Raw genomic sequence first — 24,404 nt, 5'->3', positions numbered from 1 at the left:
TGAAGTAGCAGCGCTTTCAAAGCGTTATTCCGTGCGCGCCGATGGCACGAATCTTGATTGAATATGGCTAGGAATCGTGCCGGAAGCCGTCGCTGAGGTTTCTGGCCTGGGGGCCTATGGGAAGGGCTGGCCGCGATGAGGCTAGTCGCCGGCATTCTCCAGCCATCCGCGCACCACGGCCTTCGCCGCGCCGCCGAGCAGGGGGCGCTTGTGCCTCGCGTCCGGCGTGATGTCGCCGCGGCTTCGCTGCATCCCGCCACCCGCATCGCGGCACTTCGAGACATCCCGATAACCGAACGCGCAAGTGGCCTCTCGGCGCTCACGCCTCGAGCGCACCGCGCCCATTCCGAACAGCAACATTTCTTGTGATGGGAGGACGATGATGGAGTCTGGGACATACACGCGCCAGAAGCTCGTGAGAACAGTGGTTGCGCTGCTGGGAGTGGCGTTTCTGTGCCTGCTGTTCAGCGACCTCGCGCTGGCTGAGGACGCAGCGCCTCCGGCCTGCGGCGGCAAGATTCTCGAGAAGTGCACACCAAACCCCGGCGACACCGCGTGGATGCTCACATCCGTCGCACTCGTCTTGATGATGACGGTACCGGGCCTCGGCCTGTTCTACGGCGGCATGGTGCGCAAGAAGAATGTCGGCGATACCGTGATGACCAGCTTCGCCGTCACCTGCCTGGTCACGATCCTGTTTGCCGTGCTGACCTACAGTCTGGCGTTCCGTGCCGGCACGCCGTTTATCGGCGGTCTGGATCGCATGTTCCTCAAGGACATCCTGAGCGACATCGGCAAGGGCGGCATCGGCAATCCCAATCCGCTCGCCGCGACCATCCCTGAATCTGTCTACATCTGCTTCCAGATGACGTTCGCCATCATTACGCCGGCGCTGATTGCCGGTGCGTTTGCCGAGCGGATGAAGTTCTCCGCCATGCTCTGGTTCATCGGGCTGTGGGCGATCTTCGTCTATGCGCCGATCGCGCATTGGGTCTGGGGGCCCGACGGGATCTTCTCGGCGGGTAACGACGCCGCGTATGTCAAAGTTCTCGATTTCGCCGGCGGCACCGTGGTGCACATCAATGCCGGCGTGGCCGGGCTGATGTGCGCCATCATGCTCGGCAAGCGCGTCGAGACGGGGCCGGCGCACAACATGGTGCTGACCTTCATCGGCGCCTCGCTGCTGTGGGTCGGCTGGTTCGGATTCAACGCCGGCTCCGCCGTCACGGCGGGAATGCAGGCGGGCATGGCCATGCTGGTGACCCAGATCGCCACGGCGGTGGCGGGCTTCACCTGGATGCTGGTGGAATGGGCGCTGAAGGGCAAGCCGACCGGCGTCGGCATCTGCTCGGGTGCCGTTGCGGGTCTCGTCGCGATCACGCCGGCCTCCGGTTTCGTCGGCCCGGTCGGTGCGTTTGCCATCGGCATTGCCGCGGGCGTGTTCTGCTACTGGGGATGCACCGGCTTGAAGCGCATGTTCCGCTACGATGACGCGCTGGATTGCTTCGGCGTCCATGCCGTCGGCGGCATCGTTGGAGCGCTGCTGACGGGCGTGTTCGCGGTCGAGCAGTATGGTGGTACGGCAGGCGTTCTGGAGGGGAATGCCGCGCAGTTCATCAATCAGTGCATCGGCGTCGCGACCGTCTTCGTGTATGATGCCGTCGTGAGTCTGGTCATCCTGTTCGTGATCAATCTCTTCGTCGGGCTTCGCGTGACGCGGGAGATCGAGCGGGAAGGACTGGATCTCGCGCTGCACGGCGAGGTCGTGCAGTAGACTGGGCGGCGTTCCGCAGGGCCGGCGAGGTTCGCCGGCCGGTGCGGGTCAAAGCTGTTCGAGGTGATCCCATGAACTGGTTCTATTGGAACACAGCGTGGTCGCTGTTCTTCAGCCTGGTTTGGTTCATGACCATCACGCACAATCCTGATGCGCAAATTGCGGATGCGCATCTGCGTGATGAGGCGTTCAAGCGCTAGCTCCGGTAGTAGCGCCACATCCTGAGGAACGTCCGGTGGATCTCGTCGGGCGTCCGATCGAATGGCTCGAGATTGACGCGCACCACGCCACGATGGTCCATGCGCCAGGGCAAGCGCATCAGCAGCCGATAGGCCGGCCGCTTGCGCCAATCGGCCACTAGCGCGCTGCCGAGCGGCCCGTTGAGCGCGATCTGCAACTCGTGAACGGTCATCGCGCGCTCGGCGATCTCGACGAGGTCGATGCGCGCGATGGCGCGCCAGCGGATCAGCCCGAAGGCCTGGATGAAGATGCCGTACTGGTTGGCCCCGATGGTCGGACGACCGGCCTCCAGCAGGGGGATGTTGTAGTAGGTGAAGCCGGCCGCCGCCGCCGCCAGAGCCAGCCAGTAGATCGCGCCGGTGATCCAGCTCGCGGTCAGGAAGATCGCGGCCAGCGCGGCCGTGACATAGACCGGAAAGTAGATGTCTTCGCGGCCGTAGGCGACCGAATAGCCGCCGACGTTTCCCTCGTCCAAGGTTGCAATCATGCGAGCCCTTCGCCCGGGCGGTCCGGGACGCATCAGGGATGACGCGTGGACACAAAGCAAAAACGGGGCCCAAAGGGCCCCGTTTGAAACGTCAGAAGCAGGCGATCCTACTTGATCTTGGCTTCCTTGAACTCGACGTGCTTGCGCGCGACCGGGTCGTACTTCTTCTTGACCAGCTTGTCGGTCATGGTGCGCGAATTCTTCTTGGCGACGTAGTAAAAGCCGGTATCGGCTGTCGACACGAGCTTGACCTTGATGGTGACCGCCTTGGCCATGTGCAAAACCTCGAAAATGCAGGGATATCGGGAGCCGGCCAAATCGGCCCGCGTTTGGCCGGGAAACTAGCCATAAACCGTGGGAAGTCAAGGTTTTCCCGGCCGAAACGGGCCTGATTTCGAGGCCTTTCGCTGCAAAACCGGCCATTTTCGTCGAACCTGGCGCATCGAACCGCCGACTACCGCCTGTTCCCGTTTCCAGCTGATGGCAGAGGACAGGATGTCGGTTGCAATCACCCATGACGGCCAGGGCGTGCGCGTCGAATGGCTGAAGCAGTGGTACTTCCGCCTGGCCTCGCTGCCGTTCCTCGCAGGCGGCCTCTACTTCGCTTACTACATGGGCCTGATCCTCAAGGCCGATCTGACCGGATCGGGCTACTGGAGCGAGGACTGGGTCGGGCTGCTGTTTCTGACCGGCTTTGCGCTGGTGATCGGCGTGCCCGGACTGATCCTGGCGACGCTGCGCTACTTCATCGAGGTCGACCCGATTTCGCGGCAGCTGGTTGTGACCAATCAGTTCGGTCCGCTGAAGTTTCACAGCCTGCGGCAACTCAGCGAATTCAACTTCATCAGCATCACCGATCACTCCGATCCCGATTGCAGCTTCACCGCATATCACGTGAGCCTGTGCGGAGACCGCGGCACCAGGCCGGTCATGGTGTCCTCCTTCAGCCGCCGCGACGAGGCGAACGAGTTTGCGCAGACACTCGGGGCCGAGCTGAAGCTGCGGCCGAAGGACTATGTCGGCACCGAGCCCGACGCGGACTAGCATCGATCGTCTGCGCCCGATCAGGCCTCGAAGAACTGGTTCTTCGGCCGCGGCAGGCCGAGATTTTCGCGCAGGGTCTTGCCTTCGTAGTCCTTGCGGAAGATCCCGCGCCTCTGCAATTCGGGAACGACCTTGTCGACGAACTCAAACAATCCCTGCGGCAGATAGGGAAACATGATGTTGAAGCCGTCGCTGCCGCGGCCGGTCAGCCATTCCTCCATCTGATCGGCGATGGTCTGCGGCGTGCCGACGAAGGTGAGCCCGCCATAGCCGCCGACGCGCTGGGCGAGCTGGCGCACGGTGAGCTTGTCGCGCGCGGCGACGTCGACGAGGCGCTGGCGGCCGCTCTTGCTGGCATTGGTTTCCGGAATCGGCGGCAACGGCCCGTCGGGATCGAACCCGGACGCGTCGGTGCCGAGGATCACCGAGAGCGAGGCGATCGCGCTTTCGTAATGCACGCGGCTGTCGAGCAACGCGCGCTTCTCCTTGGCTTCCTCGACGCTGTCGCCGACCACCACGAAGGCGCCGGGCAGGATCTTCAGATGCTCGGGATCGCGGCCGATCTTCTCCATGCGGCCCTTGATGTCGGCATAGAGCTTCTGGCCGTCCGCAAGGCTGCCGCCGCCGGTGAACACGGCTTCCGCGGTCTCGGCCGCAAGCTGCCTGCCGTCGTCGGATGCGCCGGCCTGCACGATGACCGGCCAGCCCTGCACGGGGCGGGCGATGTTCAGCGGACCGCGGACCGAGAGATATTTGCCCTTGTGGCTGAGCACATGCATCTTGTCGGGATCGACGAACAGCCCGGACTCGACGTCACGCACGAATGCGTCATCGGCGAAGGAGTCCCAGAGGCCGGTGACGACATCGTAGAATTCGCGGGCGCGCCTGTAGCGCTCGGCATGCTCCATGTGATCGTCGAGGCCGAAATTCAGCGCCGCGTCCGGATTGGAGGTGGTGACGATATTCCAGCCGGCGCGGCCGCCGGAGATGTGGTCGAGCGAGGCGAACCGCCGGGCGACGTGATAGGGCTCGTCGAAGGTGGTCGAGCCGGTCGCGATCAGGCCGATATTCTCGGTGACGGCCGCGAGCGCCGAGAGCAGGGTGAACGGCTCGAACGAGGTCACGGTGTGGCTGCGCTTCAGCGCATTGATCGGCATGTTCAGCACGGCCAGATGGTCGGCCATGAAAAACGCGTCGAACTTGCCGGACTCGAGCTTCCGGATCAGCTGCTTGATATGGTCGAAGTTGAAATTGGCGTCGGGCCAGGCCCCGGGATAGCGCCAGGCGCCGGTGTGGATGCTGATCGGCCGCATGAACGCGCCGAGCTTGAGTTGACGCTTCGCCATTGCCCCGTTCCGTTCTTGATGTCGTTAGCGGAACAGATAGGGAGCGCCGCGGACAACGCCATGAGGGTCCTTAAGAAGAATCTTGCAATCTGGGCGACGAGCAGAGGATATTTTCAACCCGACGCCTTTGTCATCGTGGAGGGGGACATGATCTATCCGGCAAGGTCATGGCTGATCGCGGGCTTCCTGGTTGCGATCGCGCTCTGTCTCGGCAGCCCGGCGCGGGCGCAGATCGTTGCGATCGGCGCGAGCAATGTCGCGGGCCGGGGCGTCAGCAGTTCGGATGCCTGGCCGGCGCAACTGGAAGGCATGCTCGCGGCGAAGGGCCGCAGCGTTCACGTCACCAACGCCGGCATCAACGGCGATACCAATGCGGGCATGCTGGCCCGGCTCGATTCCGCGGTCCCCGCAGGGACGAAGATCGTGCTGCTCGACCGGCTCGGAGGCGGCTGGAACGCCAGGCGATTGCATCAAGGGGATCAAACCGCCGAGCTCGCGGCGATCGAGGCGCGGCTGCGCAGCCGGGGCATCCGCGTGATCCCGATGTGGTGGAATGCGGTGCTGCGCAATTATCTGCAGCCGGGCCACATTCACTTCACGCCGGAGGGACACAGGGTGGTCGCCGCGCACATGCTGCCCTCGGTGATATCAGCCGTGCACTGACCTGACACTGCGTCCCGGCATTGACTGATATTACGCGCCCAGCACGTCCTTGTGCATCTTGCCGCCGTAGAAATGGAAGAACGGCACCGGCGCGTCGTGGCGGAGCGGGCCGGTGGCGAGACGGCGGTCAAGCTCGGCGAGCACGTTCTTGGTCATGGCATGCGCATCGGCGAGCGGCTCGGAGCCGATCTCGACCCAGACCAGCTCGACCAGTTCGGCGTCGGCATGCACCACGCCTTCGACGCGATGCGCGATCGCTGATGCATCGGCGGTGAAGAAGCGGGTGTCGAAGCGGCGGACGCGGCCGGGCGGCGTGATCGCGCGCGCAATCAGGAACAGGCCGGACGGATCGGGCAGCAGGCCGGCGTCGGCGAACGGCGCCCACGGACCATCGAGCTTCGTCGTCTTCTCGACCTTGCGGCCGAGGCAGAGCCCGGTCTCTTCGCAGGCTTCGCGGATCGCTGCATTGGCGAGCGCACGCGCGCGGCCGGGCGTGATCTTCGGGCTACCCTTGAGCAGATTGGCTTCGAGCTCCGGCGTGATCGGGGCTGCGACCGGCACGCGGTTGTCGGCCTTGTCGACGCGGCCGCCAGGGAAGACGAATTTGCCCGGCATGAACACCACCTTGTCGTGGCGCTTGCCGACCAGCACCTTCGGCTTGGCACCGGAGCGATCGATCAGGATCAGCGTCGCCGCATCTTTCGGCCGGAAGTACGCATGATGATCGGCTTCTTTTTCGCCCTGGTGGACGACGGCGGCAGGTGCGGCAGCTTCAGTCATTTCATCCCTTTCATTTCTTGTTGGGGTCCGGTTTAGCTAGACCGGCGGGATGTCGCTAGGGGCATTTTCGTCAAAGCCATGCATGCGCAGGGCCCATTGCAATCCGATCACGGCTCCCTTCACCGGCTGCAACAACGCCAGCGATGCGAACAGCGTGAACGGCAGATAGATCGCAAGTTGCAGCCACACCGGCGGCGAATAATCGGTCTCGATCCACAGCGCGGTCGGTACCACGATATGGCCGACGATGACGATAACGAGATAGGCGGGCAGATCGTCGGCGCGATGCGGCGAGAAGTCGAGGTCGCAGACCGGGCAATGGCCGTCGCATTTGAGAAACTTGCGAAACAGCTTGCCTCTGCCGCAGCGCGGGCAGCGGCTGAGGAACCCGCGCTTCATCGCGGTCCACACGTCGCGCTTCTCGGGCTCGGCTCCGTCGCGAGTCCAGACCACTGTCGGCGGTGTCACTTCCATGACGTGCCTCGCTTCGATTTGCCGGGCTTGGACTTCGCCGGCTTGCGGTCCTTCTTGTTGCGCGCCTTCCGCTCCTTGTGTGCCTTCTTGCCAGTTCCCTTGCCTGGTCCCTTGCCAAATCCCACAGCGCTGCGCTCAGGCCTTGCGCCGTCGCGTTTTCTGCCGCGCGGAATTGCCTGGCCGCCGGATAATAGCTCAAAGCGCAGCGCGCCCGCCACCGGCGCGGCTTCGACCAGCCGCACGTCGACGACGTCACCAAGCCGATACATGGTTCCACTGCGCGAGCCGATCAGCGCATGGCGGGTTTCGTCGTAGTTGAAATATTCGCTGCCGATGGTGCGGATCGGGATCAGGCCGTCGGCGCCGGTGTCATCGAGCTTCACGAACAGGCCGGATCGCGTCACGCCGGAAATGCGGCCCTGGAACGAGGCGCCGACCTTGTCAGCAAGGAAATGCGCGATCAGCCGGTCGGTGGTCTCGCGCTCCGCCTTCATCGCGCGCCGCTCGGTCACCGAAATCTGCGCGGCGATTTCGGCCAGTGTCTCCACGGTCTCATCCGTCGGCAAGGCGCCTTCGCCGAGGCCGAGCGCGCGGATCAGCGCGCGATGCACGATCAGATCGGCATAGCGCCGGATCGGCGAGGTGAAATGCGCGTAGCGGCGCAGGTTCAAGCCGAAATGGCCGTAGTTTTCGGCGGAGTATTCGGCCTGCGCCTGCGAGCGCAGCACCACCTCGTTGACCAGCGGCTCGTAGTCCTCGCCCGAGACCTGCGCCAGCACGCGGTTGAATTGCGCGGGCCGCAGGGCGCCCTGCTTGGTGAAGGGCAGGTCGAGCGTCTTCAGGAATTCCTGGAGGTTGTGCACCTTTTCCTGGCTCGGCTCGTCGTGCACGCGGTAGATCAGCGGCAGCGCCTTCTTCTCCAGCATCTCCGCCGCGGCGACGTTGGCGAGGATCATGAACTCCTCGATCAGCCGGTGCGCATCCAGCCGCTGCGGCACGATCACCCGATCGACGGTGCCGTCGGGCTTCAACAGGATCTTGCGCTCGGGCAGATCGAGATCGAGCGGGTCACGCTCGTTGCGCGCGAGCCTGACCAGCTCATAGGCCGCCCACAGCGGCTTCAGGATCGGATCGAGCAGGGGGCCGGTGGTGTCGTCGGGCCTGCCGTCGATCGCGGCCTGCGCCTGCGCGTAATTGAGCTTTGCGGCCGAGCGCATCAGCACGCGGTGGAAGGTGTGCGAGCGCTTGCGGCCGTCGGCGCCGATCACCATCCGCACCGCGAGCGCGCCGCGCGGTTCGCCCGGCACCAGCGAGCAGAGATTGTTGGAGATGCGCTCGGGCAGCATCGGCACCACCCGATCGGGGAAATACACCGAGTTGCCGCGCTGCAGCGCATCGCGGTCGAGCGCAGAGCCCGCCCGCACATAGAAGGCGACGTCGGCGATCGCGACATGGACGATGAAGCCGCCCTTGTTGTTCGGATCGGGGTCGACCTCGGCATGCACGGCGTCGTCGTGATCCTTGGCGTCCGGCGGGTCGATGGTGACGAGCGGCACGTCGCGCCAGTCCTCGCGGCCCTGCAACGTCGCGGGCTTTGCGTCTTCGGCTTCGCGCAGTGCAGAAGACGAAAACACCTGCGGGATGTCGTGGGTGTTGATCGCGATCAGGCTGATCGCCTTCTCGCTCGCGATCGAGCCGAGCCGTTCCTTGACCCGGGCGGAGGCGAGCCCGTAGCCGCGGGTGCGGATCAAATCGACGCTGATGAGGTCGCCGTCCTCGGCGTCGCCGCTGTCTGCCTGGGCGATGTTGAGCTCGCGGCCGGCCTGCTTCTTGTCGACCGGGATCAGGCGGCCGCCGCCTTCAGGGTTCTTGCGGTAGATGCCGAGAATGCGGGTGCGTCCGTGATCGATCACCTTGATGACGCGACCGCGATAGGGCGTGCCGTCGCGCTCGTTGGTCACCTCGACCCGCAACAGCGCGCGGTCGCCGACGCCGGCGACGGTACCGGGCTTCGGCCGCCGCGGCGTCTCGATGCGGATTTTCGGGGCGGTGCCGCTTTCTTCGGAGTCCCACTCGGCGGGCGTGGCGATCAACTCGCCGTCGCTGTCACGGCCGGTGATGTCGGCGAGCACGGTCGGCGGCAGCGCCGCCGGCTCGTGAATTTTGCGGCCGCGCTTGGCGACCGTGCCGTCGTCGGCGAGCTCGCGGAGGATCCGCTTCAACTCGACGCGGTCCGCGTTCTTCAGGCCGAACGCGCGCGCGATCTCGCGGGTGCCGATCTTGCCTGGATTGGCGCGGATGAAGGCGACGATGGCGTCCCGGCCCGGAAAGCCATGGTCGGGTTTTGGTTTCACTTATCCTCTTGCCTTGCCGGCGCTCTTCTTCGCGGGCGCTTTCGCGGGTGCCGATGACTTTGCAGGCGACGTCTTGGCACCGGAGGCGACCGGCGCGCGCGCCTTGCTGGTCGCATCCGTTTTCGGCTTCGCCGCGGCCTTCTTGGACGCAGCCTTCTTGGCGGGCTTGGCCTCGGCATCGCCGTCGGCGCTTTCTGCCTTGGCCTTTTCAGAGCTGGCTTTGGCGGGCTTTGCCGTCTTCGCCTTCTTGCCCTTTGCCTTGCCGCCGCCCTTGGCCGCGCGCTCGTCGATCAGCGCGATCGCTTCCGCAAGCGTGACCTCGTCGGGCGTCTTGTCGCTCGGGATCGTCGCGTTGACGCCGCCGGCCGCGACATAGGCGCCGTAACGGCCGTTCTTGAGCGCGACGGCGCCGAGCGTCGGGTGGTCGCCGAGCGGCTTGCCCGGGTCGGCGCCGAAGCGGCGGCCGCTCGGACCCTTGGCGATCTTCTCCGCGATCAGGGTGACGGCGCGGTTCAATCCGATGTCGAACACCTCGTCGCCGGCCTCGAGGCTGGCATAGGTCTTCTCGTGCTTGACGAACGGCCCGAACCGGCCGAGGCCGGCCGTGATCGGCTGCCCGGTTTCCGGATGCTTGCCGATCTCGCGCGGCAGCGACAACAGCTTCAGCGCCAGTTCGAGATCGACATCGCCAGGCGAGGTGCCCTTCGGAATCCCCGCGCGCTTCGGCTTCTCGCCTTCAGCGTAATCCTTCTGCTCGCCAAGCTGGATGTAGGGGCCGAAACGGCCGGCCTTCACCGTGACATCGAACCCGGTGTCGGGATCGGTGCCGAGCACGCGGTCGGCGCTCTCGGCGCTGTCGGCCGCCAGCGGCCTTGTGTAGCGGCATTCCGGATAGTTCGAGCAGCCGACGAAGGCGCCGAACTTGCCGGCCTTGAGGTTGAGCCGCCCGGTGCCGCAGGTCGGACACTGCCTGACGTCGCCGCCATCCGCGCGCGGCGGATAGATGTGCGGGCCAAGCATCTCGTCGAGCGCATCCAGTACCTCGGCGACACGCAGATCCTTGATGTCGTTCACCGCGCCGATGAAGCCGCTCCAGAAATCCTTCAGCACCTGCTGCCAGGAGATCTCGTTGTTGGAGACGCGATCGAGCTGTTCCTCGAGATCGGCCGTGAAGTCGTATTCGACGTATCGCGAGAAGAAGTTTTCCAGGAACGCGACCACGACGCGGCCCTTGTCCTCGCCGTGCAGCCGCTTCTTCTCCAGCTTGACGTAGCCGCGGTCCTTCAGGACCTGCAGGATCGAGGCGTAGGTCGAGGGCCGGCCGATGCCGAGTTCTTCCATCCGCTTCACCAGCGAGGCTTCCGAGAAGCGCGGCGGCGGCTCGGTGAAATGCTGGGTGACGGCAAGGCTCTGGCGCTTCACCGCTTCGCCCTGGCTCATCGCGGGCAGGCGGCGCGAATCCTCGTCCTCCTCGTCGTCACGGCTTTCCTGATAGAGCGCGAGGAAGCCGTCGAACTTGATGACCTGGCCGGAGGCGCGCAGCTCGAGTGTGCGGGCGCCGGCCTTGGCTTCGATGTCGACGGTGGTGCGCTCGAGTTCGGCCGACTCCATCTGGCTCGCAATGGTGCGCTTCCAGATCAGCTCATAGAGCTTGGCCTGGTCGGTATCGAGCCGACGGCCGATGGTGGCGGGGCGACGCGACAGATCGGTCGGGCGGATCGCTTCGTGCGCTTCCTGGGCGTTCTTGGCCTTGGCCTGGTACTGGCGCGGCGCGTCCGGCACGTAGGCGTTGCCATAGTCCTCGCCGATCACCTTGCGGGCCTGGGTGATCGCGGACGGATCGATCTGCACGCCGTCGGTTCGCATATAGGTGATCAGGCCGGTGGTCTCGCCGCCGATGTCGATGCCTTCATACAGCCGCTGCGCGATGCGCATGGTGTGCGCCGGCGCGAAGCCGAGCTTGCGGCTCGCTTCCTGCTGCAGGGTCGAGGTGGTGAAGGGGGCCTGCGGATTGCGCCGGGCCGGCTTGGCCTCGACGGTCGCGACCTTGAACAACGCGGCCTCGATCGCCTTCTTGAAGTCCTCGGCTTCGGCGCCGGAGCCGATGTCGAGTCGCGCGATCTTCTTGCCGTCTGCGCCGACCAGCCGCGCCTCGAAGGCGTCGCCGCGCGGCGTCAGCAGCGTCGCGACCAGCGACCAGTATTCCCTCGGCACGAACTTCTCGATCTCGAGCTCGCGGTCGCAGACCAGCCGCAGCGCGACCGACTGCACGCGGCCGGCGGAGCGGGCGCCGGGTAACTTGCGCCACAGCACGGGCGAGAGGGTGAAGCCGACCAGATAGTCCAGCGCACGGCGCGCCATATAGGCGTCGACCAGCGCGCCATCGATCTGGCGCGGCGCCCTCATGGCATCGGTGACGGCCTGCTTGGTGATGGCGTTGAACACCACGCGCTCGACCTTCTGGTCCTTCAGCGCGCGCTTCTCCTTCATCACCTCCAGCACGTGCCAGGAGATCGCCTCGCCCTCGCGATCAGGGTCGGTTGCGAGAATCAGACGGTCGGCACCCTTGAGCGCCTTGGCGATGTCGTTCAGACGGCCAGCGGCCTTGGCGTCGACCTCCCAGATCATCTGGAAATTGGCGTCCGGATCGACCGAACCGTTCTTGGCCGGGAGGTCGCGGACATGGCCAAACGACGCCAGGACCTCATAGGAGGATCCCAGATATTTGTTGATCGTCTTGGCCTTGGCAGGCGACTCCACAATGACGATATTCATGTCATTCCAATAGCTTACGGGAAAACTTGAAGGTGGGTTCCGCTAGACTCGCGGCCCGCCGTGTCGGGGCGAACATGGGTGCTGAGGCGGCCCCTGTCAAATCGCCAGATATTGAAGGGAGGGTCCAGGCTGTGGAGTTCCTATCCCAAGAGTTGAAAAATACGTCCTAGAGTTGCGGCCGGAAACGGCGTATCTCTTTATATATAGGGGTGGGAATCGGACTAGGCCTTTTGAGCAGCACAGGGGGCGGCCGGAAGCGCAAGGCATCCGGCCGGCGACGACCGGCGGGCGACGAGACAGGTGGGGAGGGCGGTCCGGATGACGCCCTGGTCCTGATCGCAGCCGCCGCGACCGAACTCGCCAAACTCGCCCAGCGCCACAAATTCGAGGTCCTCGACCGGCTGTTCGCGATGGCCCGCCTGGAAGCCGACCAGCAGTTGCGTGTGCGCAGCCGAAGGAGGTTGTCGTGAGGGGACGTCGCGCTCGGCTCTCTCCCCGCGTCGTCCTGGCCTAGTGCGCAATTGCGCACGGGAGCCAAGACCCATAACCACCGAATTTGACGATGAATGGGATCGTTGCCCCAGCATCGCACAACAATTCTCATTTGGGGCAATGGGTCCTGGCTTCCGCCAGGACGACGATGGGGATGGTTCTCGATTCAAGGTCAAGCAGCTTGTTCAGTGTCATCACCCGCGCATGCGGGTGATCCAGTATTCCAGAGGCGCCGGTGTGTGAGCCGAGAGGCCGCGGCGTACTGGATCGCCCGGTCAAGGCCGGGCGATGACAGATGTTGATGAGAATGCAGCTTCGCGTTCGTCGCGCGACTTTCTCCGCACACTCCACCGTCGTCCCGGCGAAGGCCGGGACCCATAACCATTGAATTTGATGATGAATGGGATCGTTGCCCCAGCATCGCACAACAATTCTCATTTGGGGAAATGGGTCCCGGCTTTCGCCAGGACAACGGTGGGGATGGTTCTCGATTCAAGGTCAAACAGCTCGTTCAGTGTCATCACCCGCGCATGCGGGTGATCCAGTATTCCGGAGGCGCCGGTGTGTGAGCCGAGGGGCCGCGGCGTACTGGATCGCCCGTCTTCGCGGGCGATGACAGGTACCGGTGGGGACACAGATTTGCGTTCTCGCGACATGAATCGTCCGAGCTTTGCATTTCGTTTCGCCCTCACTCTTGAAGAGGGCGCAGGGAAAGCCGGGTGCCGATCGCACCCATGGGCCCCGAGCAAAAGGTAGAAAGCTCGGGGGTAGGACCACAGGTGTAACCGGGAACACTCCGGCTTTCCCTGCGCGATGGGTTACGGCTTATTTCGTGCTCTCCCCGGCGAGACTGGGCTTGTTTGTCACCGCCTTCGCATCACGCCTTCGCGTGTTGCGACGAGACACCGGCCGCTAGGGCGTCAGGACCACACGACTTCGCCGTCCGCATCACATGCGTTCGTCGCTCGCATGATCAGCGTCCACCGCATCTCACGCCGCGTTCGTGACGACCGCGAAGCGCCCCTCGATCGGGTGAGACGGGTGAACCATACACTGAGTTGGGCATTCTGATAAATAGAAATATTTTCACGCGCGAGGATTGACAGGTTTTGCTGAGTTGCCCGTCGTGTCGAATGGGCAACATCGGTTGCCATCTTGATGGACGGAGTTAGGCCGATACACGCCGCGCGCGCTTCGCGGCAGGCCGCGGCTTCAGCGCCGTGTCGGCGGCATCAAGCACGCGACCGTCCTGCGAAAACAGCGCGAGCTTCTTCACCGGCTTGCCTTTGTCGCGGTCGACCAGGATGGTCGCGATCTCGTCCGGGTGCTCGTCGAACTCCTCGGTCCATTGCCGGAGCGCGACCAGGATCGGAAAGATGCCGTGACCCTTTGGCGTCAGCAGATATTCCTGATAGGCGCTGCCGTCGGAGGCGGGGACCATCTTCAGGATGCCGCGCTCGACCAGCGTGCGCAGCCGCGTGGCCAGGATGTTCTTGGCGAGGCCGAGGCTCGCCTGGAATTCGCCGAAGCGGCGCCGGCCGAGGCTGGCGTCGCGGATGATCAGCAGCGACCACCAGTCGCCGAACACGTCGAGCGCGCGGGCCACCGGGCAAGAATCGCCTGCGAGGCTGGTTCGTTTCACGGCGCGGTCTCCGGAAGTTGGGCCATCACGGTCTTGTGTGGTTGCAATATTAAACCTGATGCCCTAGGTAGGCAACGAAGTTTAATAATGCAACCAACTGGAGGCGGACAATGAGACTGGCAAACAAGACGGCGTTGATCACCGGCGGCAACAGCGGCATCGGGCTTGCGACGGCAAAACTGTTCGTGGCCGAGGGCGCCAAGGTCGTCATCACCGGGCGCAACAAGGAGACGCTTGCAGCGGCGGCCAAGGAACTCGGGCCGAACGCGTTGGCGGTGGTGGCCGACGCCACCGATGTCGCGGCACTGGAAGCCGCGGTGAAGCAGGGCGCCGAGAAGTTCGGCAAATACGACGTGCTGTTTGCCAATGCCGGCATTCCCGGCCAGACGCCGGTCGGCGGCACCACGCTGGCTGCTTTCGAAAATGTGATCCGCACCAATCTCACCGGCGTGTTCTTCACGGTGCAGGCGGTCGCGCCCTATCTCAACGACGGCGCATCCATCATCCTCAACGGCTCGGTGATTTCGGTGCTCGGCAATCCCGGCTACTCGGCCTATGCCGCGAGCAAGGCCGGCGTGCGCGCGATGGCGCGGGTGATGGCGTCAGAACTGTCGCCGCGCAACATCCGCGTCAACGTGGTGGCGCCGGGGGCGGTGCGTACACCGATCTGGGGCGCGGCGATCGCAACGCCCGAGGCCGAGAAGGTGTTCGAGGCGCGGATCGGCAAGACCACGCCGCTCGGGCGCATCGGCGAGCCCGATCATATCTCGAAGACCGTGCTGTTCCTGGCGTCCGACGACGCGGCGCATGTGCAGGGGCAGGAACTGTTCATCGATGGCGGCGCAACGGCTTCGCCCGCCGGCGCGCCGATCTATCGCGGCTAAATTGTTTCTCATTGTAACGAACCGGCCGGTGTGAAGCGCTTCATACCGGCCGATTGCGTGCGCGACTATCATTGCGTGAATTGAACCTTTGACGTACTCCCGGGACTCCTGAAAAGGGCGGGGAATTTTTTCACCACGGAATCATTTGGAGTGCCGTCATGCCCAAAGCAGCTCGTATTGCGACTCCGGTCAGAGTTTCGTCCGCGTCCGAGAATTCGGACACGGCACAGTTCGTGACGGTCGCGCTGTTTTCCGGCATCGGTTTGTTGATCTCCCTCGTCGCCGTCATCGCCGGCATTCAGGGCGTCTGGTTCTGAGGCATCCGGCGAGTCGCCCGCGCATGACGCTTGCGGCTTGGCCAAGATCTTGTCCCGCCCACAACTGTCATACCCCGCGCGTGCGGGGTATCCAGTACGCCGCGGCCTCCCGGTTCAGTAACGGCCGTCTCTGGAATACTGGGTCACCCGCTTTCGCGGGTGACGACAGTGGTTCTGGGGTTAAGCGGCGTTCAGGCTGCCGGCGGCCTGCAGCGCGCCTGCGACCGCCTTCTCGCGATGCTCGGGACCGACCTGGATGCCGTCGGCCGGGATGAATTCAAGATTCCTGACACCGATGAAGCCGAACACCCCGCGCAGATAGGTCTCGAGATGCTCGAGGGCTGCCATCGGCGTGTCGGCGCCGTAATAGCCGCCGCGCGAGATCGCGATGATGACCCGCTTGTTGCCGGCCAATCCCTGAACGCCGGTGGCGTCGTATTTGAAGGTCTTGCCCGCAACCAGGACGCGGTCGATCCAGGCCTTGAGCTGGGAGGGAATGGTGAAATTGTACATCGGCGCGCCGATCACCACGATGTCGGCGGCGAGGAACTCGTCCAGCACAGCTTGGCCGGTCGCGATATCGTCGCGCACCGACGGGTCCGGTGCGGCGCCCTGGCTCGCGGCCAGGTGGAGGCCGGAGAGGTGGGCGAGCGGGGTTTTGGTGAGATCGCGGTAGCTCACGACGAGGCCGGGATTGGCCTGGCGCAGCCGCTCGACGGCGGCGGCGGAGACCTGCCGGCTGACGGAGTGGGGGCCGAGGACCGAGGAGTCGATGTGCAGAAGTTTCATGGCTGGGATCACCATTGGTATAGGTTTGTAACTGGCGCTATATGAGTGACCGCCCTAAATGTCCGCAAGAACGCACATTTTTGAAACCCGAGCACAGCGATGAGACCTGAGAACATCCATGTGACTGCCCCGCCGCCGCGGCCGAGTCCCGATCACAGCGATTGCCGCGCGGTCGCCTCCGTGCTGGCGCGGGTCGGCGACAAGTGGAGCGTGTTCGTGATCATGATGCTGATCGACGGGCCGAAGCGCTTCAACGAACTGAAGCGCATGATCAGCGGCATCTCGCAGCGGATGCTGACGCTCACGCTGCGTGGACTGGAGCGCGACGGCCTGGTGACCCGCACGGTGTTTCCGACCATCCCGCCGCGGGTCGACTATGAGCTGACCGATCTCGGCCGCGGGCTGGCGGCGCCCGTGAAGGCGCTCGGCGAATGGGCGTTCGCGCATCTGCCGGAGATCGAAGGCGCGCGCAGCAGTTTTGATGCGCGGAACGGCGACTGAAATCTGGACCCGTCACCCTGAGGAGCGCGAAGCGCGTCTCGAAGGGTCGACGGCCACCAGCGGGGCCGTGCATCCTTCGAGACGCGGCCAAGAAGCCGCTCCTCAGGATGACGGGGAGAGGTGCGGCGCCACGGGGCGTGCGCTCTTAATTTCTAGATCATCGACACCAGCCCGCCGCCGTGACGCTCGAGCCTGCCGGCAAGCTCCAGCTCCAGCAGCACCGCGCGGACGACAGCGGGCGAGACATCGGCCATCCGGATCAGATCGTCGAGGCTGATCGGGCTCGGACCGAGCAGATTGATGATGCGGGCGCGATCGGGCGCATCGGTGGCGAAGTCCAGCGGCTCATCCTCCTCGCGCGCGCCAAGCATGACGGGGCGTTCCATGATCGGCGTCACCGCGCTGATGACGTCGGCGGCTTCGGTGACCAGCGTGGCGCCCTGCTTGATCAAATCGTTGGCGCCGGCGGCGCGCGGATCGATCGGCGAGCCCGGCACCGCGAACACCTCGCGGCCCTGTTCGGCGGCCATCCGCGCCGTGATCAGCGAGCCCGAGCGATGCGCGGCCTCCACCACCACGACGCCGAGCGATGCGCCCGAGATCAGCCGGTTGCGGCGCGGAAAGTCGCGCGCCCGCGGCACATGGCCGAGCGGCATCTCCGAAATCGCCGCGCCGCGCTCGAGCAGGGCGGCCAGCAGATCCTCATGCTCCGGCGGGTAGATCCTGTCGTGGCCGCCAGCGAGCACCGCGACCGTGCCGCTCGCAACGGTCGCGCGATGCGCCGCCTGATCGATGCCGCGAGCGAGGCCGGAGATCACGACAAAGCCGGCGTCGCCGAGATCGCGCGCGAGAGTGCCTGCAAATTTCAGCCCGGCGCCGGAGGCATTGCGCGAGCCGACGATCGCGATCATCGGCCGCATCAACGTGTCCCTTGCGCCGCGCACGGCAAGCAGCGGCGGCGCGTCGTCGATGGTGGCAAGCCGCGCCGGATAATGCGCTTCCTCCGGCGCGACGAGATCAATGCCGTGCCTCGCGCAGGCCGCGAGCTCGGCAGCCGCGTCGGCCTCGCTCGTGATGCGCCCGGGCCCCGACGCGCCGCCGCGGCGCGCCAGATCCGGCAGACGCTCCAGCGCATGCGCCGCATCGCCAAAATGGCGGAGCAGCGATGCAAAGGTGCGCGGGCCCGGTATTATGGCGCAAACGCCACAAGCGCACTTCGCGTCGAATACCGTCCATTTGAAGGGAATGGACGATGTGTGGGTTACTGATAGCCGCAGCCCTAGTTAGCGTCGTTACCTTCGGCGCAAAATATGAAGCCGTCTTCCTTGATCCCATCCTCATCTGGATCAAGTTGGAGCCTGAATTTGGTCCATCGGTCTTCTCCAAAGACGTCGATGTAATGGATTTCGCCAAATATGAAGAAGCCGACGCTTTTCTTAGCGAGAGCCTCCTTATGAGGCTCCCATTGGAATTGCGGTATCAGGATCGATATCGTTTTTTCTTGAGACGGGGCGAGATAAAGGGGCCGTTGGCCAATTTTCACGGGCCAGAAGCTTGGCTCTCCACGGAAATGAAAGAAATAGTTGACGCCACTTCCAAGGGCATGGGCGGGCGTTTGTCCGTAATTCCGGTAGCTAATCTGAATGTTCGGCTGCCACTCGCCGTTGGCGTGGTAGATTCGAACCTCGCTGACTCCGATATAGGCCCTGAGCTGCAATTGAGCGGTTTTTTCAGCGTGTTCGACCGAAGCGGTGGCGGCATTGGCGGATTTTCGGGAAATCCCTATCGAAGCCTGCATATCGCGGAACTGGCGAACGCCGGATCGTATGGCAAATCTGAATTGCTTCTCGCCGGTGGCGTAGAGGAACATGGTGGCGATGCCCAATCCAACCGTGGCGAACGCCAAGACGCCGGTAAAGACCATCAGCCAAAGCGTATAGTTCGCGAGAGCTTCGTCGGCTTCTTCCTTCTTGGACTTGGCTGCTTCGTTGGCGGCCTCATGTTCGTGCTGGGCAGCTATGGTGCCTTCCGTCACGTTGCGTCCGTACATGCCGAAGAAGAAGCACGCGCCAAGCGCAAACCCCATCAGGCCGGCGTATAGCGGCCATACGATCCACCATTTCCTCATTTGAATGCCCCCTGAAATACCCCAATACTACCTATTGGGGTTCCAAGGCTGCAATACACCTAAAGGGTATCGCCGCATTGCACCTAACGAATTCGTGACCTATCGAAAACGATAGATTTCTTGACCTAAGGCCAAAGCTATCATATTCGTTACCTATCGTATTCGTTAGGTAACGCTGTGTCCCAACACTTCCTCCTCAGCAAAGCGGCAAAGACCCTGAGCCTAGCTCAGGTCTTCCGCATGACTGACGCGGAAGCCGAGACGGCCTTCAAGGCTATCCGTTGGGCCGATACCGCTGGCGCTCCCGTATGCCCTTCCTGCGGCTCCGTAGAGGCTTACGAAGCGCGCCGTCCGAACGGCTCCCTGCGCTTCCGCTGCAAGGGCTGCAAGAAGGACTTCACCATCACCAGCGGCACTCTGTTCGCCAGCCACAAGCTGCCCCTGCGCGGCTATCTGGCGGCCATCGCGGTGTTCTGCAACGAGGTGAAGGGCAAGTCCGCGCTGGCGCTCAGCCGCGACCTGGGTCTGTCCTACAAGTCCGCGTTCGTCCTCCTACACAAGCTGCGCGAGGCAATGGCGGAGGAATTGAAGGGCCGCGTCATCGGTGGCGAAGGCAAAACGGCTGAGGTGGATGGCGGTTATTTTGGCGGTTACGTAAAGCCAGCAAACCAGAAAGAATATCGCCGCGACCGCCGATACGCCCGCAATCAAAATGGGAAACGGAAGGTCGTCGTCGTCGTCCGTGAGCGCGGCGGAAATTCTGTGCCAGCAGTGTTTGGCTCTGAAAGCCAAGCCGCCGCTTTCATCCGTGCTCGCATTGCGAAGGGGACTGTCGTTCATGCCGACGAAGCCGCTTCTTGGGATGGTTTACACGAACGTTTTGAAATGAAACGAATCAACCACCAAGAAGCTTACTCCTTGGATGGCGCGTGCACTAATCAGGCGGAGGAGTATTTCAGCCGTTTGCGCCGTGCTGAGATCGGTATCCACCATCATATTGCTGGCGCTTACCTGCTTCGCTACGCGCAGGAGTCCTCATGGCGTGAGGACAATCGCCGAGTCTCGAATGGGGATCAGGTGAACCGCATTGCGGCGCTGGCGATGAAGCGCGGCAAGTCCGTGGACTTCACTGGCTACTGGCAGCGGCACCAAACTTGACAGGTGCCATCGCGCGTCTGATTGTCGCGGTTGTGACTGATGTTTTTTGCAATCGAGTCGAGCGACCGCCGCTTATGATTGAATGGATAGTACAAAGGCCCGCGAGATTTTGTTGGAACGTTATAAGGATTGGCTACGGTTCTTTGAACAAAATCGGCACATGGATGATGAGTATCTTGGCTACTCTTCTGCTGCCCTGCCTTCCAATAGTGATAGGAGGGCTACGGGACGGAAAGCTAGAGCATTTTCCGACCGGAAAGAATCGGGTGGGGATTCCCAAAACGGCGCGAGTCAGATTCAAGCTGCATGCTGGCGAGGGAGGCCAGCATGTATGGCCAGGGCGCTTTCGGTTGATCTTCGCCAAAGGGTGGTAGCCGCGATTGACGGTGGCATGTCCTGTCGACAGGCTGCTGAGCGCTTTGGTGTCAGCGCGGCCAGTGCGATCCGCTGGCGCGGTCGCCTCAAGAAAGTTGGCGACATCGTTCCTAAACGCCAGGGCGGTGACCGCAAATCGCAGCGCATCGAAGCGCATTCGCAATTGATTCTGGAGGCGGTGACAGCGAGGCCGGATATCACGCTTGCCGAGTTGCGAGAACTGTTGAAACGTCGTGGAATATCGACTGGCATCGCGTCGCTCTGGCGTTTTTTCCAGCGCAGAAAGATCACACTTAAAAAAAGACAGCGCACGCCGCCGAGCAACGGCGCGGCGATATAAATGCCGCACGTGAGGAGTGGTTCGAAGGGCAAATCGACCTTGACCCTGAGCGTCTCGTCTTCATCGACGAAACCAGCGCCAACACCAAAATGGCGCGGCGTTACGGGCGCTCGCCACGCGGCGAGCGATGTCGTGCAGCTATCCCACACGGACATTGGAAGACGACGACGTTCACCGCTGGATTGCGCTCCGACGGTCTGATCGCGCCGCTTGTTCTGGACGGTCCAATGGATGGCGACGCTTTCCTGGCCTACGTCGAGCAATTGCTCGCCCCATCGCTGCGGCCGGGCGATACCGTTATCATGGACAACTTGCCCGCTCACAAGGTCCATGGCGTTCGAGAGGCCATCCAGGCGGTCGGAGCTAGCCTGCTCTATCTTCCGCCCTACAGTCCAGACTTCAACCCGATTGAAATGGCCTTCTCCAAACTGAAAGCGCTGTTGCGGGCCGCCGCAGCGCGCACCATGCCCGATCTCTGGCAAGCAATCGCCAACGCTCTCAAACGCTTCTCACCCGAGGAATGTCAAAATTATCTCGTCGCGGCTGGTTACGACGCAACGTGATCGGAAAACGCTCTAGAGCATTTTCCGACCGGAAAGAATCGGGTGGGGATTCCCAAAACGGCGCGAGTCAGATTCAAGCTGCATGCTGGCGAGGGAGGCCAGCATGTATGGCCAGGGCGCTTTCGGTTGATCTTCGCCAAAGGGTGGTAGCCGCGATTGACGGTGGCATGTCCTGTCGACAGGCTGCTGAGCGCTTTGGTGTCAGCGCGGCCAGTGCGATCCGCTGGCGCGGTCGCCTCAAGAAAGTTGGCGACATCGTTCCTAAACGCCAGGGCGGTGACCGCAAATCGCAGCGCATCGAAGCGCATTCGCAATTGATTCTGGAGGCGGTGACAGCGAGGCCGGATATCACGCTTGCCGAGTTGCGAGAACTGTTGAAACGTCGTGGAATATCGACTGGCATCGCGTCGCTCTGGCGTTTTTTCCAGCGCAGAAAGATCACACTTAAAAAAAGACAGCGCACGCCGCCGAGCAACGGCGCGGCGATATAAATGCCGCACGTGAGGAGTGGTTCGAAGGGCAAATCGACCTTGACCCTGAGCGTCTCGTCTTCATCGACGAAACCAGCGCCAACACCAAAATGGCGCGGCGTTACGGGCGCTCGCCACGCGGCGAGCGATGTCGTGCAGCTATCCCACACGGACATTGGAAGACGACGACGTTCACCGCTGGATTGCGCTCCGACGGTCTGATCGCGCCGCTTGTTCTGGACGGTCCAATGGATGGCGACGCTTTCCTGGCCTACGTCGAGCAATTGCTCGCCCCATCGCTGCGGCCGGGCGATACCGTTATCATGGACAACTTGCCCGCTCACAAGGTCCATGGCGTTCGAGAGGCCATCCAGGCGGTCGGAGCTAGCCTGCTCTATCTTCCGCCCTACAGTCCAGACTTCAACCCGATTGAAATGGCCTTCTCCAAACTGAAAGCGCTGTTGCGGGCCGCCGCAGCGCGCACCATGCCCGATCTCTGGCAAGCAATCGCCAACGCTCTCAAACGCTTCTCACCCGAGGAATGTCAAAATTATCTCGTCGCGGCTGGTTACGACGCAACGTGATCGGAAAACGCTCTAGACAAGGAAACCATGGTTATTACTGCTGCTATTCTAGCAGCTACGTTTATATTTACTGCTGGAACTGAGATATTTCGTGTGGTATACATTCTGTTGTTTATTAGTTCTTTGCTACTAGATACGGTTCACAGCGAATTTGCCAGTCATGTGATGGACGCTTACGCTGGAACTCTACTTATTGGCGTAGCTTGCCTTCATGCCGCCGAAAGATTTTGGTGGCACGTTGCATTGGACCGGTCGTTCCCGGAGTGAGGGTGTCATGGAGCCCACGTTCGACCTTCTTCTGAAGGGACTAGCTATAGTTTCTAGTAGCGCTGCGGTGATCGGTTCTTTATTTGCGTTCGCTGGGGCTATGCTGGCCTTGAGGGCCAAAAGGCGCGCTCACGAACATCTTTTGAGCGCTTATAAAGATCAATTGATCGCTCTTCATTTAGAGCGTCGTTCGGCCGAATCTTTGACAAAAGAAGAGGTCGAGCGATTATCCAGCATGATCGAAGATTCCATTTCTTCTCTATCACACAGCGACAAGAAACTTATCGAGCAGGGGCTTCATCAGCGGAGTCCTGCTGCGGTTAGAAATTACATTCGTGACCTAGCGGCGGCCTAGTCTGCTAGTTGCCATCGCGCTGGGCTGGCTTCACCAATGCGCGCGACGCCTTTCCCCTCGTGGTTCTTGAGGCTGTGCTGTATCCCCAGCGCAATGCCCTGCGTGTCCTCCTTGGAGGCGCCCTGTACACCGTGAGCCGCCAGCACGGCCGCCGCGATCTCGGGAGCCGTCATCGGCTCCGTGGCCGTCCTAAGCACGTCCAGCGCACGCCTGTAGAGGGTGCCGCGCTTGAACCACGGGTTAGGCTTCCGCCGCTTCACCGCGATCCGCCCCAAGTTGTACGTGGGGTCCAGCATCTTGATGACGGCCTCGACGTGCCGCATCTGCTCGCTGAGGGCGTCGTGCTGTTGCCGGTTCGCGAGTATCTGCCCGCCTAGAGCGTTTTCCGATCACGTTGCGTCGTAACCAGCCGCGACGAGATAATTTTGACATTCCTCGGGTGAGAAGCGTTTGAGAGCGTTGGCGATTGCTTGCCAGAGATCGGGCATGGTGCGCGCTGCGGCGGCCCGCAACAGCGCTTTCAGTTTGGAGAAGGCCATTTCAATCGGGTTGAAGTCTGGACTGTAGGGCGGAAGATAGAGCAGGCTAGCTCCGACCGCCTGGATGGCCTCTCGAACGCCATGGACCTTGTGAGCGGGCAAGTTGTCCATGATAACGGTATCGCCCGGCCGCAGCGATGGGGCGAGCAATTGCTCGACGTAGGCCAGGAAAGCGTCGCCATCCATTGGACCGTCCAGAACAAGCGGCGCGATCAGACCGTCGGAGCGCAATCCAGCGGTGAACGTCGTCGTCTTCCAATGTCCGTGTGGGATAGCTGCACGACATCGCTCGCCGCGTGGCGAGCGCCCGTAACGCCGCGCCATTTTGGTGTTGGCGCTGGTTTCGTCGATGAAGACGAGACGCTCAGGGTCAAGGTCGATTTGCCCTTCGAACCACTCCTCACGTGCGGCATTTATATCGCCGCGCCGTTGCTCGGCGGCGTGCGCTGTCTTTTTTTAAGTGTGATCTTTCTGCGCTGGAAAAAACGCCAGAGCGACGCGATGCCAGTCGATATTCCACGACGTTTCAACAGTTCTCGCAACTCGGCAAGCGTGATATCCGGCCTCGCTGTCACCGCCTCCAGAATCAATTGCGAATGCGCTTCGATGCGCTGCGATTTGCGGTCACCGCCCTGGCGTTTAGGAACGATGTCGCCAACTTTCTTGAGGCGACCGCGCCAGCGGATCGCACTGGCCGCGCTGACACCAAAGCGCTCAGCAGCCTGTCGACAGGACATGCCACCGTCAATCGCGGCTACCACCCTTTGGCGAAGATCAACCGAAAGCGCCCTGGCCATACATGCTGGCCTCCCTCGCCAGCATGCAGCTTGAATCTGACTCGCGCCGTTTTGGGAATCCCCACCCGATTCTTTCCGGTCGGAAAATGCTCTAGCTCCATATGGAGCCGTTCAAGGGTGTTGATGGCCGGGCGGGTGTGGGGGTCTTTCGTCGGTCTGCCGCGCATTGCCGCATCCTATCGAATATGATAGCTAACGGATATGATCCGTTTGACCGGAAGTCAATGCCGGTCTATCATATTTGTTAGCTCACGGAATCGATAGGA

The 24,404-nt window shown here is 62.8% G+C and carries 24 protein-coding genes and 1 pseudogene; 12 read left to right on the top strand and 13 right to left on the bottom strand.

Features of this window, described 5'->3' with window-relative positions; genetic code table 11:
- The first annotated feature begins 379 nt into the window (after positions 1-379).
- Positions 380-1,774, top strand: a complete 1,395-nt coding sequence (locus tag WDM24_RS23895) for an ammonium transporter (protein ID WP_338827243.1) — start codon at positions 380-382, stop codon at positions 1,772-1,774.
- A gap of 71 nt (positions 1,775-1,845) precedes the next feature.
- Positions 1,846-1,974, top strand: coding sequence for a hypothetical protein (locus WDM24_RS23890; protein WP_256375187.1), 129 nt, complete (start codon positions 1,846-1,848; stop codon positions 1,972-1,974).
- On the opposite strand, the gene WDM24_RS23885 is transcribed toward WDM24_RS23890, so the two are convergent.
- Positions 1,971-2,501 carry a hypothetical protein gene (locus WDM24_RS23885; RefSeq protein WP_338827241.1) on the bottom strand — a complete coding sequence of 177 codons (531 nt, stop codon included), beginning with the start codon at positions 2,499-2,501 and terminating at the stop codon, positions 1,971-1,973. The two genes, WDM24_RS23890 and WDM24_RS23885, sit on opposite strands and share 4 nt — an antisense overlap.
- Before the next feature lie 107 nt (positions 2,502-2,608).
- Positions 2,609-2,776 carry a 50S ribosomal protein L33 gene (gene rpmG, locus WDM24_RS23880; RefSeq protein ID WP_018271988.1) on the bottom strand — a complete coding sequence of 56 codons (168 nt, stop codon included), beginning with the start codon at positions 2,774-2,776 and terminating at the stop codon, positions 2,609-2,611.
- A 220-nt stretch (positions 2,777-2,996) separates the two neighbouring features.
- Between rpmG and WDM24_RS23875 the strand changes: the two genes are divergently transcribed.
- Positions 2,997-3,545, top strand: coding sequence for a hypothetical protein (locus tag WDM24_RS23875; protein WP_338827240.1), 549 nt, complete (start codon positions 2,997-2,999; stop codon positions 3,543-3,545).
- 20 nt (positions 3,546-3,565) lie between these two features.
- Here the strand turns inward: WDM24_RS23875 and WDM24_RS23870 are convergent, their stop codons facing one another.
- On the bottom strand, positions 3,566-4,891 hold the full coding sequence (locus WDM24_RS23870; RefSeq protein WP_338827238.1) for an LLM class flavin-dependent oxidoreductase: 1,326 nt from the start codon (positions 4,889-4,891) through the stop codon (positions 3,566-3,568).
- Positions 4,892-5,038: 147 nt separating this feature from the next.
- On the opposite strand from WDM24_RS23870, the gene WDM24_RS23865 reads away from it, so the two are divergent.
- On the top strand, positions 5,039-5,554 hold the full coding sequence (locus WDM24_RS23865) for a GDSL-type esterase/lipase family protein (RefSeq protein ID WP_338827236.1): 516 nt from the start codon (positions 5,039-5,041) through the stop codon (positions 5,552-5,554).
- A gap of 30 nt (positions 5,555-5,584) precedes the next feature.
- On the opposite strand, the gene WDM24_RS23860 is transcribed toward WDM24_RS23865, so the two are convergent.
- The 4 genes from WDM24_RS23860 to topA are packed head-to-tail and all read right to left on the bottom strand — an operon-like array spanning position 5,585 to position 11,937.
- Positions 5,585-6,334 carry an NUDIX hydrolase gene (locus WDM24_RS23860; RefSeq protein ID WP_338827235.1) on the bottom strand — a complete coding sequence of 250 codons (750 nt, stop codon included), beginning with the start codon at positions 6,332-6,334 and terminating at the stop codon, positions 5,585-5,587.
- A 36-nt stretch (positions 6,335-6,370) separates the two neighbouring features.
- Positions 6,371-6,808 (bottom strand): DUF983 domain-containing protein, encoded by a 438-nt coding sequence (locus WDM24_RS23855; protein ID WP_029081045.1) that lies wholly within the window; start codon positions 6,806-6,808, stop codon positions 6,371-6,373.
- Positions 6,799-9,162 carry a ribonuclease R gene (rnr, locus tag WDM24_RS23850; RefSeq protein WP_338827233.1) on the bottom strand — a complete coding sequence of 788 codons (2,364 nt, stop codon included), beginning with the start codon at positions 9,160-9,162 and terminating at the stop codon, positions 6,799-6,801. Before rnr ends, WDM24_RS23855 begins: the two co-directional genes overlap by 10 nt.
- Positions 9,163-11,937 carry a type I DNA topoisomerase gene (gene topA, locus WDM24_RS23845; protein WP_338827231.1) on the bottom strand — a complete coding sequence of 925 codons (2,775 nt, stop codon included), beginning with the start codon at positions 11,935-11,937 and terminating at the stop codon, positions 9,163-9,165. It abuts the gene before it with no gap.
- A 230-nt stretch (positions 11,938-12,167) separates the two neighbouring features.
- Here topA and WDM24_RS23840 point away from each other — a divergent pair, with 230 nt between their 5' ends.
- Positions 12,168-12,407, top strand: a complete 240-nt coding sequence (locus WDM24_RS23840) for a hypothetical protein (protein WP_338827229.1) — start codon at positions 12,168-12,170, stop codon at positions 12,405-12,407.
- A 1,190-nt stretch (positions 12,408-13,597) separates the two neighbouring features.
- Here the strand turns inward: WDM24_RS23840 and WDM24_RS23835 are convergent.
- Complete coding sequence (locus WDM24_RS23835) at positions 13,598-14,071, bottom strand: helix-turn-helix domain-containing protein (protein ID WP_338827227.1); 474 nt, start codon at positions 14,069-14,071, stop codon at positions 13,598-13,600.
- A 110-nt stretch (positions 14,072-14,181) separates the two neighbouring features.
- Between WDM24_RS23835 and WDM24_RS23830 the strand changes: the two genes are divergently transcribed.
- Both WDM24_RS23830 and WDM24_RS23825 read left to right on the top strand, forming a co-directional pair.
- Positions 14,182-14,955 carry a glucose 1-dehydrogenase gene (locus tag WDM24_RS23830; protein WP_338689367.1) on the top strand — a complete coding sequence of 258 codons (774 nt, stop codon included), beginning with the start codon at positions 14,182-14,184 and terminating at the stop codon, positions 14,953-14,955.
- A gap of 158 nt (positions 14,956-15,113) precedes the next feature.
- A complete protein-coding gene (locus tag WDM24_RS23825; protein ID WP_166294400.1) occupies positions 15,114-15,272 on the top strand; it encodes a hypothetical protein in 159 nt (52 codons plus the stop codon).
- A gap of 180 nt (positions 15,273-15,452) precedes the next feature.
- On the opposite strand, the gene WDM24_RS23820 is transcribed toward WDM24_RS23825, so the two are convergent.
- A complete protein-coding gene (locus WDM24_RS23820; protein ID WP_029081050.1) occupies positions 15,453-16,061 on the bottom strand; it encodes an FMN-dependent NADH-azoreductase in 609 nt (202 codons plus the stop codon).
- Between the two features lie 99 nt (positions 16,062-16,160).
- Here WDM24_RS23820 and WDM24_RS23815 point away from each other — a divergent pair, with 99 nt between their 5' ends.
- On the top strand, positions 16,161-16,562 hold the full coding sequence (locus tag WDM24_RS23815; RefSeq protein ID WP_166294404.1) for a winged helix-turn-helix transcriptional regulator: 402 nt from the start codon (positions 16,161-16,163) through the stop codon (positions 16,560-16,562).
- Positions 16,563-16,714: 152 nt separating this feature from the next.
- On the opposite strand, the pseudogene dprA reads toward WDM24_RS23815, so the two are convergent.
- Together dprA and WDM24_RS23805 are read right to left on the bottom strand one after the other, a co-directional pair.
- A pseudogene (gene dprA / locus WDM24_RS23810) lies at positions 16,715-17,746 on the bottom strand (DNA-processing protein DprA); the annotation flags it as partial.
- A 95-nt stretch (positions 17,747-17,841) separates the two neighbouring features.
- On the bottom strand, positions 17,842-18,690 hold the full coding sequence (locus WDM24_RS23805) for a hypothetical protein (RefSeq protein ID WP_338827224.1): 849 nt from the start codon (positions 18,688-18,690) through the stop codon (positions 17,842-17,844).
- Positions 18,691-18,867: 177 nt separating this feature from the next.
- On the opposite strand from WDM24_RS23805, the gene WDM24_RS23800 reads away from it, so the two are divergent.
- The 4 genes from WDM24_RS23800 to WDM24_RS23785 all read left to right on the top strand — a co-directional run bounded on the left by WDM24_RS23800 (position 18,868) and on the right by WDM24_RS23785 (position 22,802).
- Complete coding sequence (locus tag WDM24_RS23800) at positions 18,868-19,848, top strand: IS1595 family transposase (protein WP_338827223.1); 981 nt, start codon at positions 18,868-18,870, stop codon at positions 19,846-19,848.
- Positions 19,849-20,179: 331 nt separating this feature from the next.
- Positions 20,180-21,126, top strand: a protein-coding gene (locus WDM24_RS23795) for an IS630 family transposase (RefSeq protein ID WP_166081867.1) whose coding sequence is annotated in 2 segments (ribosomal slippage) — positions 20,180-20,519 and positions 20,519-21,126 — 948 coding nt in all. Because the reading frame shifts where the segments join, the coding sequence is not laid out codon by codon here.
- A 107-nt stretch (positions 21,127-21,233) separates the two neighbouring features.
- Positions 21,234-22,180, top strand: a protein-coding gene (locus tag WDM24_RS23790) for an IS630 family transposase (RefSeq protein WP_166081867.1) whose coding sequence is annotated in 2 segments (ribosomal slippage) — positions 21,234-21,573 and positions 21,573-22,180 — 948 coding nt in all. Because the reading frame shifts where the segments join, the coding sequence is not laid out codon by codon here.
- 274 nt (positions 22,181-22,454) lie between these two features.
- Positions 22,455-22,802, top strand: coding sequence for a hypothetical protein (locus WDM24_RS23785; RefSeq protein ID WP_338827222.1), 348 nt, complete (start codon positions 22,455-22,457; stop codon positions 22,800-22,802).
- On the opposite strand, the gene WDM24_RS23780 is transcribed toward WDM24_RS23785, so the two are convergent.
- Positions 22,799-23,125 carry a hypothetical protein gene (locus tag WDM24_RS23780; RefSeq protein WP_338827221.1) on the bottom strand — a complete coding sequence of 109 codons (327 nt, stop codon included), beginning with the start codon at positions 23,123-23,125 and terminating at the stop codon, positions 22,799-22,801. The genes WDM24_RS23785 and WDM24_RS23780 overlap by 4 nt on opposite strands.
- Positions 23,126-23,191: 66 nt before the next feature.
- Positions 23,192-24,138, bottom strand: a protein-coding gene (locus WDM24_RS23775) for an IS630 family transposase (protein WP_166081867.1) whose coding sequence is annotated in 2 segments (ribosomal slippage) — positions 23,192-23,799 and positions 23,799-24,138 — 948 coding nt in all. Because the reading frame shifts where the segments join, the coding sequence is not laid out codon by codon here.
- Positions 24,139-24,404 lie beyond the last annotated feature (266 nt).

This window comes from Bradyrhizobium sp. 27S5 (assembly GCF_037217225.1).
Classification (GTDB): domain Bacteria; phylum Pseudomonadota; class Alphaproteobacteria; order Rhizobiales; family Xanthobacteraceae; genus Bradyrhizobium; species Bradyrhizobium septentrionale.
Note: the sequence above shows the minus strand (reverse complement) of the source record. Positions and strands in the feature narration are given on the sequence as shown.